The organism is Oryzibacter oryziterrae (assembly GCF_021864535.1).
GTDB lineage: Bacteria > Pseudomonadota > Alphaproteobacteria > Rhizobiales > Pleomorphomonadaceae > Pleomorphomonas > Pleomorphomonas oryziterrae.
In genome coordinates, this window is record NZ_JAKJIC010000004.1 from 270,682 (window position 1) to 286,539 (window position 15,858).

Annotated in this window: 10 protein-coding genes; 6 read left to right on the plus strand and 4 right to left on the minus strand. The window is 65.2% G+C overall.

Annotated elements, in window-relative coordinates; all coding sequences use genetic code 11:
- Positions 1 to 13 precede the first annotated feature (13 nt).
- Positions 14 to 2,149: a phosphate acetyltransferase gene (pta, locus tag L2I41_RS06910; RefSeq protein ID WP_237152783.1), complete on the plus strand. Its 2,136-nt coding sequence runs from the start codon at positions 14 to 16 to the stop codon at positions 2,147 to 2,149.
- 206 nt (positions 2,150 to 2,355) lie between these two features.
- On the opposite strand, the gene L2I41_RS06915 is transcribed toward pta, so the two are convergent.
- The 4 genes from L2I41_RS06915 to L2I41_RS06930 form a co-directional block, all read right to left on the minus strand.
- Entirely contained in the window at positions 2,356 to 3,588 is a 1,233-nt protein-coding gene (locus L2I41_RS06915; RefSeq protein WP_237152784.1) for an aminopeptidase, read from the minus strand.
- Between the two features lie 156 nt (positions 3,589 to 3,744).
- Entirely contained in the window at positions 3,745 to 4,650 is a 906-nt protein-coding gene (locus L2I41_RS06920) for a GGDEF domain-containing protein (protein ID WP_237152785.1), read from the minus strand.
- Between the two features lie 481 nt (positions 4,651 to 5,131).
- Positions 5,132 to 6,985, minus strand: coding sequence for a dihydroxy-acid dehydratase (ilvD, locus tag L2I41_RS06925; RefSeq protein WP_237152786.1), 1,854 nt, complete (start codon positions 6,983 to 6,985; stop codon positions 5,132 to 5,134).
- 106 nt (positions 6,986 to 7,091) lie between these two features.
- Positions 7,092 to 8,459 (minus strand): globin-coupled sensor protein, encoded by a 1,368-nt coding sequence (locus L2I41_RS06930; protein WP_237152787.1) that lies wholly within the window; start codon positions 8,457 to 8,459, stop codon positions 7,092 to 7,094.
- A gap of 555 nt (positions 8,460 to 9,014) precedes the next feature.
- On the opposite strand from L2I41_RS06930, the gene L2I41_RS06935 reads away from it, so the two are divergent.
- The 5 genes from L2I41_RS06935 to L2I41_RS06955 all read left to right on the plus strand — a co-directional run.
- A complete protein-coding gene (locus tag L2I41_RS06935) occupies positions 9,015 to 9,686 on the plus strand; it encodes a hypothetical protein (RefSeq protein ID WP_237152788.1) in 672 nt (223 codons plus the stop codon).
- Between the two features lie 9 nt (positions 9,687 to 9,695).
- The gene (locus L2I41_RS06940) at positions 9,696 to 11,015 is read left to right on the plus strand and encodes an amidohydrolase (protein WP_237152789.1); all 1,320 of its coding nucleotides are present in this window, start codon (positions 9,696 to 9,698) and stop codon (positions 11,013 to 11,015) included.
- Positions 11,016 to 11,369: 354 nt separating this feature from the next.
- Complete coding sequence (locus L2I41_RS06945) at positions 11,370 to 11,591, plus strand: DUF2934 domain-containing protein (protein WP_237152790.1); 222 nt, start codon at positions 11,370 to 11,372, stop codon at positions 11,589 to 11,591.
- A gap of 246 nt (positions 11,592 to 11,837) precedes the next feature.
- A complete protein-coding gene (locus L2I41_RS06950) occupies positions 11,838 to 14,171 on the plus strand; it encodes a Tex family protein (RefSeq protein WP_237152791.1) in 2,334 nt (777 codons plus the stop codon).
- A gap of 178 nt (positions 14,172 to 14,349) precedes the next feature.
- A partial coding sequence (locus L2I41_RS06955) for a methyl-accepting chemotaxis protein (protein WP_237152792.1) occupies positions 14,350 to 15,858 on the plus strand: 1,509 nt, incomplete at its 3' end.

Consider the following 15,858-nt stretch of genomic DNA (forward strand, 5'->3'; position numbering starts at 1 on the left):
GATCGACCGTGTCATGACTCCAAAGCCTGAATATCGCACCATTTTCCTGGCTCCGACCTCAAGCCAGCTCGGCATTTCGTCCGTGGCCCTCGGCCTTGTGCGGGCCTTCCAGCGGGAAGGCTATGACGTGGGCTTCGCCAAGCCCGTTGCCGACCCCGAAGCCTATCCGGACGGTCTCGACCGTTCGGTGCATTTCGCCCGGACCTTGCTCGGCCTCGACACGCCCGATCCGATCCCGGCCGCTCGGGCCGAGGAACTGATCCGCTCCGGCAACCTGTTCACGCTGCTTGAAGAAGTGGTGGCGCTGGTGGAGCAGGCGCGCGGTGACCGTTCGATCGTGGTGGTCGAAGGGCTGCTGCCGTCGACCACCCATCCGCTTGCCGCCGACATCGACATCGCCATCGGTCGCTCCCTGTCGGCAGAGATCGTTGCGGTGGTGCCCGGTCTCGACGCCACCGTGCAGAGCGTGGCCGACTCGGTCGCCGATGCGGCCCATCGCTTCGGCGGCCCCGACGCCCGCCCCTTTGCCGGTGTGGTGGTGGCGCGCGTGCGCGGCCTGCTCAAGGTCGCGGAAATGCTGCGCGAACTGAGCGCGGCCAAGCTCGGCATTCCCGTCCTTGCCGTGACGCCGGATGATCCGGCCCTGAACGCCCCGCGTCTCGTGGATGTGGCCGACGACCTCGGGTTCTCCATCGTCCGCCGCGGCGACATTGAGAAGGCGCGCGTGCGCGACATCGTCATCGCCGCCGGCGCGCCGGAACGGCTGGTGACGGCCCTCAAGCCCGGTTCGCTGGTGGTCGCCCCTGGCGACCGTTCCGACCAGATCATCACCACGACGCTGGCGCGAGCCGGCGGCATGCCGATCGCCGGCCTGCTGCTCACCTGCGATGCCCCGATGGCCCCGACCATCGAGGAGTTCCTGGCGCCGCGCTTCGGCGATCTGCCGGTGCTGCGCACCCAGCTGCAGACCTATGACGTCGCCATCCGCCTGCACGCCATGGATCGCCGCGTGCGCCACGAGGACCGCGACCGCATGGAGCGCCTCGTCGACCACGTGGCCGATCATCTCGACGTCAACGGCATCATCTCCGGCTCGCTCCGGCCCAACAACGGGCTGATGACGCCGCCCATGTTCCGCCATCGCCTGATCCAGGAAGCCCGGCGCGCCAACCGCCGCATCGTGCTGCCCGAGGGCGACGAGCCGCGTACGCTGCGCGCCGCAGCGATCTGCATGGAAAAGGGCATCGCCCATTGCATCCTGCTCGCCTCGCCCGAGCGCGTGGCAGAAGTGGCGACCACCCATGGCATCGACTTGCCGGATGGCCTGACCATCGTCGATCCCGCCTCGATCCGCGACAAGTATGTCGACCGCATGGTCGAGCTCAGGAAGTCCAAGGGGCTGACCAAGCCCCAGGCCGAACAGCAGCTCGAGGACACCGTGGTGCTCGGCACCATGATGCTGGCGGTCGGCGATGTGGATGGCCTCGTGTCGGGTGCCGTGCATACCACCGCGTCGACCGTGCGCCCGGCGCTGCAGCTGATCCGCACGGCCGAGGGCTCGTCCATCGTCTCCTCGGTGTTCTTCATGCTGATGCCGGATCAGGTGCTGGTCTACGGCGACTGCGCCATCAATCCCGACCCGACGGCGACGGAGCTTGCCGAGATCGCCATCCAGTCGGCGGAGAGCGCGCGGTCCTTCGGCATGGAGCCCTGCGTTGCCATGATCTCCTACTCGACCGGCTCGTCCGGTACGGGCAATGACGTGGACAAGGTGCGCGAGGCCACCCGGCTCGTGCGCGAACGCCGGCCGGACATCCTGGTCGACGGCCCGATCCAGTATGACGCGGCCAGCGTCGAGAGCGTCGGCCAGCAGAAGGCGCCGGGCTCGCCCGTGGCCGGTCACGCCAACGTCTTCGTCTTCCCCGACCTCAACACCGGCAACACCACCTACAAGGCGGTGCAGCGTTCGGCCAACGTGGTGTCGGTCGGTCCGATGCTGCAGGGCCTGCGCAAGCCGGTCAACGACCTCTCGCGCGGCGCGCTGGTGGACGACATCGTCTACACCATCGCCCTGACCGCCATCCAGGCGGCCGCCGAAGGCGCGTCGCCGGTCATCGAAGGCGTATCGCTCGCGGCCGTGTCGGCCTGACAGCCCGCTGAACAGACAAGAACCCCGCCGTCCTCACGGGCGGCGGGGTTCCTTTTTCCAAAGGCAGGTGCGGCGAGGCCGCAACCCAATGCGCCAGGATGCTGACGCATCGGCTCACTGAAGACATTTCGAATGTCTCATCTGCATCAACGGCATGAGACATTCGAAAGCGGGATGCCGAGAGTCACTTTCAATGACACTCGGCATCAGGCCCATTCGCCCTTGCGCATGACCGCTTCGGTGGAGCCATCGGCGTTGACGCCGTCGACGTCCACTTCGCCCGAACCGATCATCCAGTCGATGTGGATGATCGAGTTGTTGGCGCCGCGCGCGGCGAGATCGTCGGGCGAAAGCCCCTTGCCGCCGTCCCGGAAGCACTTGGAGTAGGCCTGGCCGAGCGCGATGTGGCTGGAGGCATTCTCGTCATAGAGCGTGTTGTAGAAAAGGAGGCCCGAGGCGGAGATGGGCGAGCCATGCGGCACCAGGGCCACCTCGCCGAGCCGGCGGGCGCCCTCGTCGCTGTCCAGCACCTTGTTGAGCACATCGAGCCCCTTGGTGGCCGACGCTTCGACGATGCGGCCACCGTCGAACTTCACGGCGATGTCGGTGATCAGCGTGCCGTTGTAGCTGAGCGGCTTGGTGGAGCGCACGAAGCCATCCACCCGCAGCTTGTGCGGCGTGGTGAACACTTCCTCGGTGGGAATGTTGGCGTTGCAGGTGATGCCGTTGTTGGCCGTGCCCGAGCCGCCGCACCATTCGTGATCGTCGGCAAGACCGACGGTGAGGTCGGTGCCCGGCCCGGTGAAGCGCAGGGCCGAGAAGCGCTTGCCGTTGAGGAAGCCCATGCGGGCGTGCAGCTCGGCATTATGGGCGGCCCAGGCGGCGATCGGGTCGGGCGTGTCGATGCGCGAGGCGGCGAAGATGGCATCCCAGAGGCGCGTGACGGCCTTTTCCGCGGAAATGTCGGGGAACATCAGCTGGGCCCAGTCGGGCGTTGCGGCAGAGACGATCGACCAGTTGATGTCGAAGTTGACGATCGGCATCATCGCCGGCTTGTAGGCGGCCGATTGCGCCTTGTTGGCGCGCGACACCTTCTCGGGATCCTGCGACGACAGCAGCATGGGATTGGCGCCGGAAATGGCGAGGCGGGCGGCGCCGGCATTGTAGGCCTTGGCCATGCCCTCGTAGAGCCAGCCGGCGGCCTTGTCGAAGCTGTCGTCAGGCGCATGGGCGAAGCGGGCGAGCGTCATGGCGTCGTCCGACAGGATCGTCGTGACGAGGCTCGCGCCGGCCTTGTAGGCATGCGCGGTGATCAGGCGGGCGAGCGGCAGCGCATCGGTCGGCGAGGTCATCACAAGCTCCTGGCCTGGCGTGAGACCAAGTCCGACCTTCACGGCCACTTCGGCCAGCTTGTCGAGACGGGTGCTGAAATCGGTCATTGCGGGGGCTCCGGACACTTGAGAAGGATTCGCAGGCGATCGTAGCCGGGAATGCGGGCGTGCGGCAATGCTTGCCGGACCACCTCCGGGGGCGGTTCGGTCGACAATGGCCGGCGAGCACGCGATCTTGATGGGCGGGAGGGCGAAGCCGCTGCGTCAGGCCGCGCCGGAACGGTGGCTGTCCGACATCTGCGGCAGGCCCATGCGTACGCAGTTGCGGCCGTCGCCCTTGGCGCGATAGAGCGCCGCGTCGGCCTGGGCGATCAGGTCCGACAGGCTGGTCAGGCCGCGGGCCGGCTCGCAGCTGGCGACGCCGATGCTGATGGTCAGCTGGGTATTGCCATCGAAGCCGAAGCTGCTGACGGCAAGACGCATGTGTTCCGCCATGGCAACCGACTGGACGAGCGAGCTTTCGGGCAGCAGCACGACAAACTCCTCGCCGCCCCAGCGCGAGGCAAAGTCGACGTCGCGCAGATGGTCGGAGAGGATGCCGGCAACGGCGATCAGCATCTTGTCGCCGGTGATGTGCCCCAAGGTGTCGTTGATGCGCTTGAAATGATCGATGTCGATCATCAGGACGGACAGTGTCGCCCCCTTCTGCTGGGCGGCGCGATATTCGTTGTGGGCGATGGTCTCGAAGTGCCGGCGGTTCCACAGGCCGGTCAATCCGTCCGTCTGGCTCAGACGGCGCAGGTCCGTTTCCAGGCGATGCCGGGCGGTGATGTTCGAGGCGACCCAGAGAACGGCGTCCTCGCCGCCGACCTGGAAGGGGAGCGCCTTGATGCGCGCCTCGAACCAGAGCGTCTCGGCCGGGCCGACACCATTCAACCTGTTGATGTCATGGCTGGAAAGCGGATACTCGATGATATGCAGATGCCCGACCGCAAGCGTATGCTCGACTTCGGAAATCAGCCACACGGCCTGATCGTGCGGCATGAACTCGCGAACATTGAGGCCGATCAGCGCCGAACCGTCGTGATAGTAGCGGCTGTCGCGGCCGCCATAGACAGCCGCGTAGAGACCCGAGCGCGTGATCACGAACGCGGGGTCCGGCAAAGACATCAAAATGGTCTCGAGATCCCCAGAATCGAACATTTGCAGGGCCCCGGTACCAACGCTGGGCAAGCTGGACAAGCCTGCTCCAGGGGTGGCAGCTCAAGTTAACGAATCTGGGGCCTTCACCTGCCAAATCTTGCAACGTGGCCTGCGAAGGACCTTGTCGACACTGCCCGCTATGATAGTTCCATTCGCCTAAGCAACGATTAACTTTTCTGCGCCGCGGGCGAACATCTCGGGCTGATCATGTCTGGGCTTCAGTCCTTGTTGAGGCGATGGTGTCAGGCGATCCCTGGTCAGGCAACAATATGCAGGTTGCAGCGCATGGCGGGAACTCTGTAGCGTTGGTTGTATCCTTGATTGAAGTTGTTAGCGAATACGCAATAACTTCATCAACCCCTGTTTGTTTTGACGAGGGTCAAGAAGAAGGGCCTCGCCCCGTTGCCGGGGGAGGCCCTTCGTTAACCTTTGAAGCTCAGCTAGACGCTTACTTCTCGATCAGGCTCACGTCGCGCACCGCACCCTTGGCGGCCGAGGTGGCCATGGCGGCATAGGCGCGAAGCGCCGCCGAGACCTTGCGGGGACGCGGCTTGGCCGGCTTCCAGCCGTCGCGGCCCTTGGCTTCCATGGCCTTGCGGCGTTCGGCGAAGACGCTGTCGGGCAGGTCGACGCGGATGACGCGGTTGGGGATGTCGATGACGACCGGATCGCCTTCCTCGACGAGACCGATCAGGCCGCCTTCGGCCGCTTCCGGCGAGACGTGACCGATCGAGAGCCCCGACGTGCCGCCCGAGAAGCGGCCGTCGGTGATCAGGGCGCAGGCCTTGCCGAGGCCCTTCGACTTCAGATAGCTGGTCGGATAGAGCATTTCCTGCATGCCCGGACCGCCGCGCGGGCCCTCATAGCGGATCAGCACCACGTCGCCGGCCTTGATCTCGCCCGAGAGGATCGCCTTCACCGAGGCGTCCTGGCTCTCGAAGATGCGGGCGGGACCGGAGAACTTCAGGATGCTGTCGTCGACGCCGGCGGTCTTGACGATGCAGCCGTCGACCGCAAGGTTGCCGAACAGCACGGCGAGACCGCCGTCCTTGGAGAAGGCGTGCTCGGCCGAGCGGATCACGCCCGTCTCGCGATCGGTGTCGAGGCTGTCCCAACGGCGGTTCTGGCTGAAGGCCACTTCCGTGCGCACGCCACCGGGGGCGGCCATGTAGAACTCGCGCACGCTGTCGGAGTTGCTGCGCGAGACATCCCAATGGTCGATGGCCGCGCGCATGGAGGCGGCGTGGACGCAATTGGTGGTGCCGTCGAACAGGCCGGCCCGCTCGAGCTGGCCGAGGATGGCCATGATGCCGCCGGCGCGGTGCACGTCTTCCATGTGAACGGTGGACACCGACGGCGCCACCTTGCACAGCACCGGCACGCGGCGGCTCAGACGGTCGATGTCGGCCATGGTGAAGTCTACGCCCGCCTCGTGGGCGGCGGCCAGCAGGTGCAGCACGGTGTTGGTCGACCCGCCCATGGCGATGTCGAGCGTCATGGCGTTCTCGAAGGCCGTCAACGTGGCGATCGAGCGCGGCAGCACGCTTTCGTCATTCTGCTCGTAATAGCGACGGGCGAGGTCGACGATCAGGTGGCCGGCCTCGACGAACAGGCGCTGACGGTCGGCATGGGTGGCGAGCATGGAGCCGTTGCCGGGCAGGCTGAGGCCGAGCGCTTCGGTCAGGCAGTTCATGGAATTGGCGGTGAACATGCCCGAGCAGGAGCCGCAGGTCGGGCAGGCGTTCTGCTCGATCGACTGCACGTCGGCGTCGGAGATCTTGTCATCGGCTGCGGCGACCATGGCATCGACCAGGTCGAGCTTGCGGGCACCGGTCGACAGGATCACCTTGCCCGCTTCCATCGGCCCGCCGGAGACGAAGACGGCGGGGATGTTGAGGCGCAGGGCGGCGTTGAGCATGCCCGGGGTGATCTTGTCGCAATTGGAGATGCAGACCATGGCGTCGGCGCAATGGGCGTTGACCATGTATTCGACGCTGTCGGCGATCAGGTCGCGCGAAGGCAGCGAATAGAGCATGCCGTCGTGGCCCATGGCGATGCCGTCGTCGACGGCGATCGTGTTGAACTCCTTGGCGACGCCACCGGCCTTCTCGATCTCACGGGCCACCAGCTGGCCGAGATCCTTCAGATGCACATGGCCGGGCACGAACTGGGTGAAGGAGTTGACGACGGCAATGATCGGCTTGCCGAAATCGCCGTCCTTCATGCCGGTGGCGCGCCAGAGGCCGCGCGCGCCGGCCATGTTGCGGCCGTGGGTGGAGGTGCGGGAACGATAGGCAGGCATGGGCTCGTCCGTCCGTGTCGAGAGTAAGGACGCTTGATATACGTCCGCGGACGGCCAAGGAAAAGCGGATTTGCAGGACTTGCGGTACGCCTGAACGCGGTTTTGATCAGGCGGCCCGCACCGAATTCAGGAAATTGGCCACCTCTGACTTCAGCGTGCGGCAAATCTCGTTGAGCGAGCCGGCTGAAGCCGAGAGATCGGCGGTCGCGGTGGCGGCGCTCTCATTGGCCTCGGTCACCTCGACGATGTCGCGCGCGACAAGGCTGGTTCCCTGGGCGGCAAGCTGCACGTTGGCAGAGATTTCGCGCGTTGCCGTGCCTTGCTGGTCCACCGAGAAGGAAATGGTGCCGGCAATCTCGGTGAGGTTTTCGATGACCTTCGAGATTTCGTTGACCGCCTGCACCGACCCCTGGGTCGAGTTCTGGATGTCCGAAATCTGCTGGCCGATGGTGGACGTCGCCTTGGCGGTCTGGTCGGCCAGCTGCTTGACCTCGGCGGCGACGACGGCAAAGCCCTTGCCGGCTTCCCCGGCACGCGCGGCTTCGATCGTGGCATTGAGGGCGAGAAGGTTGGTCTGGCCGGCGATGTTGTTGATGAGTTCCACCACGTCGCCGATCTTCTGGGCGGCATGCGACAGCTCGCCGATCCGGGCAGCCGTCTTGCGGACGTCGGCGGCGGCAGAACCGGCCGCTTGGGCCGCACTGGCAGCCTGGCGGGAGATCTCGCCGATGGAGCTGGTCAGCTCCTCAGTCGCTGCTGCAACGGCCTGCACGTTGCTGGAGGCTTCCTCCGAGCCGTGGGTCACGCTGTCGGCCTTCTCGTGCGCCGTCCGGTTTGCAACCGAAAGGTCCGCCGCCAGACGCGTCATCACCCCCGCCGAAGACACCACGCGTTCGGTGATCACGCCGATGCTGGCCTCGAACGTCTGGGCAAGCTCGTTCCGCGCCTGCTGGCCGGCCCGTCGGCTGGCTTCGAAATAGACGCCGATGGCAAAGTTCATGTCGAGCAGGATCGCCTGCGATAGGGCCTGCATCAGTGTGGTGCGCTTGTCCGCCGCGCCGGACCGGTCGAAGAGCGAGCCGGCGAAATCCTTGTTGATCCGCCCGATCAGTGCCGAGAGCAGGAAGCTGTAGCCCCCGATGTACCAGCTCGGCTCCAGGCCGATGCGATTGTGCGCCTCGCCGATTCGGGTGACCGAAGCAATGTAGCTCTCATCGAACTTGCCGTCGGTGATGACGCCCCAATGCTTGAGCTGGGCGGCCTTGGCGTGGGCGATATGCTCGGCCGAGTGGAAGAAGCGGCGCGTCTGCTCCACGCCGGCCACATGGGCGTAGAAGGCTTCCAGAGCCTCCGGAAGCACGCCCATGATGTAGGCCTTGTTTTCCCTCAGCGTGGCCGTAACGGCAGGGCCGATCTGAAAGAAGGCAAGCTCATTCGCCGTGGAAGCGTAGAACCGTTGGGGTGTGGCGGCCATGAAGGTCTCCTGCAGGTCGAGGCAGACGCGGATTTATTGTGGCATTCGTATATAATCGAAGGTTTCCAACTCGTTAAAATTGCCTATTTCCTTCGCCCTTACGCGTTAAAATTAGTGATCTGTGCATGGAATGAGCGATTTTACACCCGGTAGCGAAAAGTGCGTAGGCGTTGTCTCGTTTCTATACCTGTGTTCCTGTCAATAATCCTGATGACGTGTCCTTTGTGTTTGAATATTTATGCGGAATGATGCTTTGCCATCTTTCTTTTATGTAAGAAGTCTGGTGCTTCCCGGAGAACTCCGGGGTGGCGCGGCAAGAAATGCCGCTCGGCAAAAGTGTAGGAGTGAGGGTTGACCTGATTCGCGCTTGCAGCCAGGTCCCGGCGAAGTGGCTTGCTTTGACTGCGGCCAGGAAATTTCGGCTGCTTGTGCCGATACTTGTGGCCAATAACCTGCCGCTTGGCGCGCATTTTCGGGTGGGAAGGCATGGAGATTGCATGTTCTGCCGATGTCTTGTGTCTTGTCAGTCGGCACTGAACCTGCGACCCGCGCTGCGTGAAAGGCTTCGTCGGCGATCGCCGGGAGGGAGGCCACCTGCAAGGCGTTGCCATGGGGGAGAGAGGCATGTCCCTGACCGTTTCGCCGCTGAATACCCCGGTCATCTCGCCGGACGCCAAAGACGGAGCGGCTGACACCGCGGGCGATGCCCTGGCCTTCCTCACCGAACTTGATCTTGCCGAGCTCACCGAGGCGACGGGCGCTCATCTGGCGGGTGGACGTGTGTTGACGCACAGCGGCCGTCCGGCCGACGCGGCAACCACCGCTCTGTTCCAGGGGATTGCCGCCGTCCGGCAGGCGGAGGCACTGACCGGGACTTCGACCGGGGTTCTCAGCGAATACAGCCTGTTGCAGGTGAAAAAGGGCGCCTATGGCGATCTGCCCGACATCGATCCTGATCAGGTTGATCGCCTCCTCGGCGAAATCCGCAGGGACACGCAGCTGGAGCACCAGAGCGTCGGCAAGGACGAGTTCCTGAAGTGGATGAAGCAATCGCCGGAAGAGCGGGCGCTGGAGGCCTGGCTGGCCCGTCACAAGCTCACGCTCGACCAGTTCAAGGCCTTGCCGAAGGAAGAGCAGCAGGCACTGCTGGACAAATTCAAGGATGACATGAAGAAAGAGCAAGAAGCCAAGTATGGTGTCGGCATGACGATCGATGCCTTGACCTGAGAGACACCAATGCCTGCCTTGCATGACCTGATCATTCGCGCTGCCCATGTGGTGACCGTTGACGCCGGGATGTCCGTGATTGCCGACGGCGCCATCGCCGTGGACGGCGGACGCATCACGGCCGTCGGGTCGGCCGGAGACATCGGCAGCAACGCCCACGAAGTGATCGACGCGCCGGACCGCATCCTGATGCCCGGCCTCATCAACATGCATTGCCACGCCGCCGACGGCCTGTTCCGCGGCCTCGTCGAGGATCTGCCGCTGGAGCCCTGGCTGCAGACGGTGTGGAAGGCGGAAGGCGCCATTCTGAACCGCACGACCTGCCGGCTTGGCTCGGAGCTTGGGCTGGCCGAGTTGCTGCTCTCTGGCGTCACGTCCGTGATGGACATGTTCTGGTTTCCCGAGGAAACCGTGGCGGCGGCGCGGTCGCTCGGCATGCGGATCGCCGCCGGCGGCATCTTCTTCGACTATCCGGGCATGGACGGCAAGCTGGTCGATCGCCGGAAAGCCGACGCGGAAGCCTTCTTCGCAAGCCACCCCGCCGACGGCTTCGTCTTCTCCGGCACGCTGCCGCACGGCACCTATACTGTCGGCCCCGAGCAACTGACGGTCGCCGGAGCCCTTGCCCGTGCCAATGAAGGCTTCTTCTGCACCCATGCCGCCGAAACGCTTGCGGAGCAGGCGACGGTGACCGAGCGCTACGGCCGGCGCGTCATCGAGCACCTTGATGCGCTGGACCTTCTGGGACCGCGCAGCGTGCTCGCCCATTGCGTTCATCTCTCCGACGGGGAGATCGATCTGCTCGCAAAGAGCGGCACCCATGTGGTGCACAATCCCACGAGCAACCTCAAGCTTGCCTCGGGCTTTGCGCGCATTCCCGACATGCTCAAGGTCGGCATCAACCTGACGCTCGGCACCGATGGCGCCATTTCCGGCAATGATCTCGACATGTGGCTGGCCATGCGCCTCGCGGCGACCTTGCACAAGGCGACCAGCGGCGACGCGGCGGCGGTGTCCACTGCCGAGACGCTGCGCATGGCGACGATCAACGGCGCCAGGGCCCTCGGTGCTGCCGATCGACTTGGCTCGCTCGAAGTCGGCAAGGAGGCCGATTTCCTGCTGCTCGCCATGGACAGGCTGCACGCGGTGCCGCTGTTCGATCCGATGACGCACGTGGTCTATTCCGCCAACCGCTCCGACGTCACCGACGTGTTCGTTGCCGGAAGACAGGTGGTCCGGGACGGGCGCCTCGTCACCTGCGACGTCGACAGGTTGGTGGCCGACGTGCGGGCGCTGGCTCCGGCCATCGCCGCGAGTATTCGCAGCTGATCCTGCCCTTGATCCGCTCTTCGTGCGCCAGAGCAGCGCCAAAGCCTTCGGCATTTTGCGAAAATCAGGTGCAACTGGTTAGCCGCAAAAAAATCCTGCTGCTCAAATGATGATCAATGTATCGTGTTATCGGTCTCAATGTCATTTTTTCCTATTGTCACACAGACTTGATAGATGAAGTCTGTGAATGTGAGCCGATTCGCTTGACGATATGTGCCAGTATACAGATCGGGTGCTTCGGCTGGATTTGCTGAGATAAGTATAAGAACGGAGATTGTGGCCTGACGCGGCCATGTGCCGACGAAGTCAGCAAGCCGGTGTTCAAGACACGCCAATTGGACGAGGAGTGAAAACATGTCAGATCTCGAAGACAAGATCCGTGCCCGCGCCCATGAAATCTGGGTGTCGGAAGGTTGCCCCGATGGCTGCGCCGAGCAGCATTGGCTGTCGGCCCAGGCCATGATCATGGAAGAAATGGCCGAGGCCGTCGTCGCCCGCAAGCCGGCCAAGACCCGTGCTCCGCGCGCCAAGAAGACGCCGACCCTCAAGGTGGTGTCGAGCCAGGACGCGGCCTGACCGTCCGGATCGGCTTCGGCTGATCGCAGACGAACGGGTGACCCGGGATGCATGGAACCGTGACGCAAGCGTCGCGGGCCGTGATGGTTGTCTCGCCTCAAGCGTCCAGGGACTTGCGAAAGTGGCCCTGATATCGAGCTTCCGGTGTCAGGCCTTATCCACCGGCTCGCCGCGCGGGGTGTTGCGTGGCAGGACTTCGGTCCCTATGGTCGCCACCCGATTCAACCCGGACCGACCGGAGCCAGCATGACCGACGCAGCCGACGTTCGCACCCGCATTTCCGCCCGGATCGCCGCCGAGATCGGCTGTCGCCCGGCCCAGGTCGACGCGGCCGTCGGCCTGCTGGACGAGGGCGCCACGGTGCCCTTCGTGGCACGTTACCGCAAGGAAGTCACCGGCGGCCTCGATGACACCCAGCTGCGCAAGCTCGACGAGCGTCTGAGCTATCTGCGCGAGCTGGAAGCCCGCCGCGCCGCTGTGCTGACGTCCATCGACGGGCAGGGCAAGCTGACGCCGGAGCTGGCCGCCAAGATCGCCGGCGCCGATACCAAGGCCGAGATCGAGGATCTCTACGCACCCTACAAGCCCAAGCGCCGCACCAAGGGCGAGATCGCCAAGGAAAAGGGTCTGGAGCCGCTGGCCGACGCGCTGTTCACCAGCCGTCACCTCAGCCCGCAGGAAGCCGCGGCCGCCTATATCAACGAGCAGGTGCCGGACATCAAGGCCGCGCTCGACGGCGCCCGCGACATCCTGACCGAACGCTTCGCCGAGCATGCCGAACTGGTCGGCCGCCTGCGCCATTACATGCAGGACCGCGCCCAGCTGAAGGCCACCGTGGTGGCCGGCAAGGAAGCGGCCGGCGAGAAGTTCGCCGACTATTTCGATCATCGCGAACGCTGGACCAATGTCCCGAGCCACCGCGCGCTCGCCATGCTGCGCGGTCGCAATGAGGACGTGCTGTCGCTGGAGCTCGAGCTTGACGCCGACGATCCGGCACCGGTCAAGCCGGTGGAGCGGATGATCGCCGAGACCTTCTCCATCAACATCCCCGCCAAGCTGTCGGCGGAAGGCTTCCTGTTCGACGTCTGCCGCTGGACCTGGCGGGTGAAGCTGCAGCTGTCGCTGTCGCTCGACCTCATGAACTCCATGCGCGAGCGGGCCGAGGAAGAGGCCATCCGCGTCTTCGCCGACAATCTGAAGGACCTGCTGCTGGCCGCTCCCGCCGGCTCGCGCGCCACCATGGGCCTCGATCCCGGCATCCGCACCGGCGTCAAGGTGGCGGTGGTCGACGGCACCGGCAAGCTGCTGGCGACGTCCACGGTCTATCCCTTCCAGCCGCGCAACGACATCCAGGGCGCAATGGCGGAGATCGCCTCGCTGATCCGCAAGCACAAGGTGGAGCTGATCGCCATCGGCAACGGTACCGCCAGCCGCGAGACCGACCGCATGGTGGCCGCGCTGCTCGGCGACCTGCCGCCGCCCAAGCCCATCAAGGTTGTGGTGAGCGAAGCGGGCGCCTCGGTCTATTCGGCCTCCGAACTGGCGGCGCTGGAGTTCCCCGGTCTCGACGTGTCCCTGCGTGGCGCCGTGTCGATCGCCCGCCGCCTGCAGGACCCGCTGGCCGAACTCGTCAAGATCGAGCCGAAGTCCATCGGCGTCGGCCAGTATCAGCATGACGTCGACCAGTCGCGATTGGCCAAGGCGCTGGACGCGGTGGTGGAAGACGCGGTGAACGCCGTCGGTGTCGACCTCAACACCGCCTCCGCCTCGCTGCTGGCACGCGTCTCCGGTCTCGGGGCCTCGCTGGCCGAGGCCATCGTTGCCCACCGCGACGCCAACGGCCCGTTCCGCAATCGCAAGGACATCACCAAGGTGCCGCGCCTCGGTGCCAAGACCTTCGAGCTTGCGGCCGGCTTCCTGCGCATCCGCGACGGCGACGAGCCGCTCGATGCCTCTTCGGTACATCCGGAAGCCTATGGTCTTGCCAAGAAGATCATCGCCGCCTGCGGGCGCGACATCCGCTCGTTGATGGGCGATACTGTGACGCTGAAGGGCCTGTCGCCGGCCGCCTTCGTCGACGACCGCTTCGGCCTTCCGACCGTACGCGACATTCTGGGCGAACTGGAAAAGCCCGGCCGCGACCCGCGGCCCGAGTTCAAGACCGCCAGCTTTGCCGAGGGCGTCGAGGAAATCTCCGACCTGAAACCCGGCATGGTGCTCGAAGGCACGGTGACCAATGTGGCCGCCTTCGGCGCCTTCGTCGACATCGGCGTGCACCAGGACGGCCTCGTTCACGTGAGCCAGCTTGCCGATCGCTTCGTCAAGGACCCGCGCGACGTGGTCAAGGCCGGCGACGTGGTGAAGGTGCGCGTGGTCGAGGTGGACGCCAAGCGCAAGCGCATCGCGCTCTCCATGCGCAAGGACGACGGCCAGGGCGCGCAAGGCGGTCGCCCCGCCGGTGGCGGCAGGACCGCCGGTGATAATCGCGATGGCCAGAACAATCGCCGGTCGTCGCCGCCGCCGCAAGCCGGCGGTGGCGCCATGGCAGCCGCTCTGGCCGCCGCGCTCAAGCGCAAGTGAACCGAGGCGGCGAGGACCGCAGGGCGGGGCCGGTTGCTTGAACCGGCCCTGATTTGAATACGCGTTGCTTCGCATTGCGTAACTGATTGCTTGATCAGTGTTTTTAGGACGCGTTAACCACATTGGTATAAACCGTCGGCACCGTGCCACGCACGAATGCTGATTCCGGTGGTTCCCGATGAAGTTCCGTCATCTTCGCCTTCCCACGGTCTTTGCCGTCAGTGTTTCGCTTCTTTTCATGGTTGTCGTCGGGCTGTTCACCACGGTGGTCGCCTTTGCCCTGCGGGGTGAAGCCGAGCGCAACGCGGTCAGCCGTGCAGAGGTGGCCGGCAATGCCACCTCCGCTGCTGTCCGGGGCTTCTTTGCCGACTCGCTCGCCCGTGCCGAAAGCCTGGCTCACGCTGTCGAAGCACAGAACGGAACCAGCAACGACCGCGCCGCCATCGACCGGGCGGTGGCCCGCGTGGTGGAGACGGCACCAGCGAGCTATTTTGGCGGCTGGGTGGTGCTGAGGCCGGGGGAAATGGGCGGCGCGTCGTCGCCCAAGTCTGTCGACGGCACCGATAGCGTCGGCATCTTCTCGCCTTACTGGGTGCGCGAGAGTGGCAAGGCCAAGCGCAACAACGACCTGACCACCTATGATACATCGGGCGAGTATACCCAGGACTATTATGCGCGCGCCGAGAAGGCCGGAAAGCCGACGGTGATCCCGCCCTATGTGGACACCAGCAACGGCGTGTTGATGGCCTCGACGGCTGCGCCCGTCCTGCGCGACGGCAAGGTGGTCGGTGTTGCGGGCTTCGATCTGTCGCTGGCGGAATTCTCCAAGATCGTCACAAGCTTCAATCCTTTTGCTTCCGGTGAGATCTCCGTGGTTGCCGACGGCACCGTGGTGGGCTCCAACAAGGCCGAACTGGTGGGCAAGCCCACGGACCTCGGATCGGCCGGGGCGAGCGCCCGTGCGGAAATGCTGGCCGACACGCTCGATCTCAAGCTGCCGGTGGCACTCGATCCCGCCGGCACGGTGTGGACGCTGCACCTCGCTGTCCCGCGCGCCGAACTGATGGCCGAAGCCGACGCCACCATCCGCTGGCTGGCCTTCGGCGGCATCGTCGCCTGCCTGATCGGCATCGGAGCCGGCTGGTGGATCGGCCGGGCGGTCGCCCGCCCGGTGGTGCGTGTCGCCGCCGGCATGGAGGCGCTGGCCGAGGGCACGCTGTCCAATGCCCCCGCTGTTGCAAGCTCCTTCGAGGAGATCCAGCGCATGAGTGCCTGCCTGCAGCGCTTCCGTGCCGATGCCGACCGCCGTGCCCAGCTCGAAGACGAATCCGAGCGTGAGCAGGCGGCCAAGCTGGCGCTGAACGCGCGGCTGGACGAGATGCTGCGTCGCTTCCATGGCAATGCCACCGACGCCTTTGCACGGACGACCCAGTCCATGGATGCCATGCTGGGAGCGTCAGGGGATCTGGACGCTGCGGCCCGCACCGCCGACGGCGAGGCGCGCCGCGTCACCGAGACCACCGGCGAGACGGCCGCCATCGTCCGCTCCCTGGCCGAGGCGGCCGCACGGCTTGAGCATTCGATCCGCGAGATCCGTGACGAAGTGGTCGCCACCTCGGGCGTGGTCGAGCATTCCAAGACGGAGGCCGACAGCTCGGCCCGCGAGATCAAGGACTTGAACGACGCG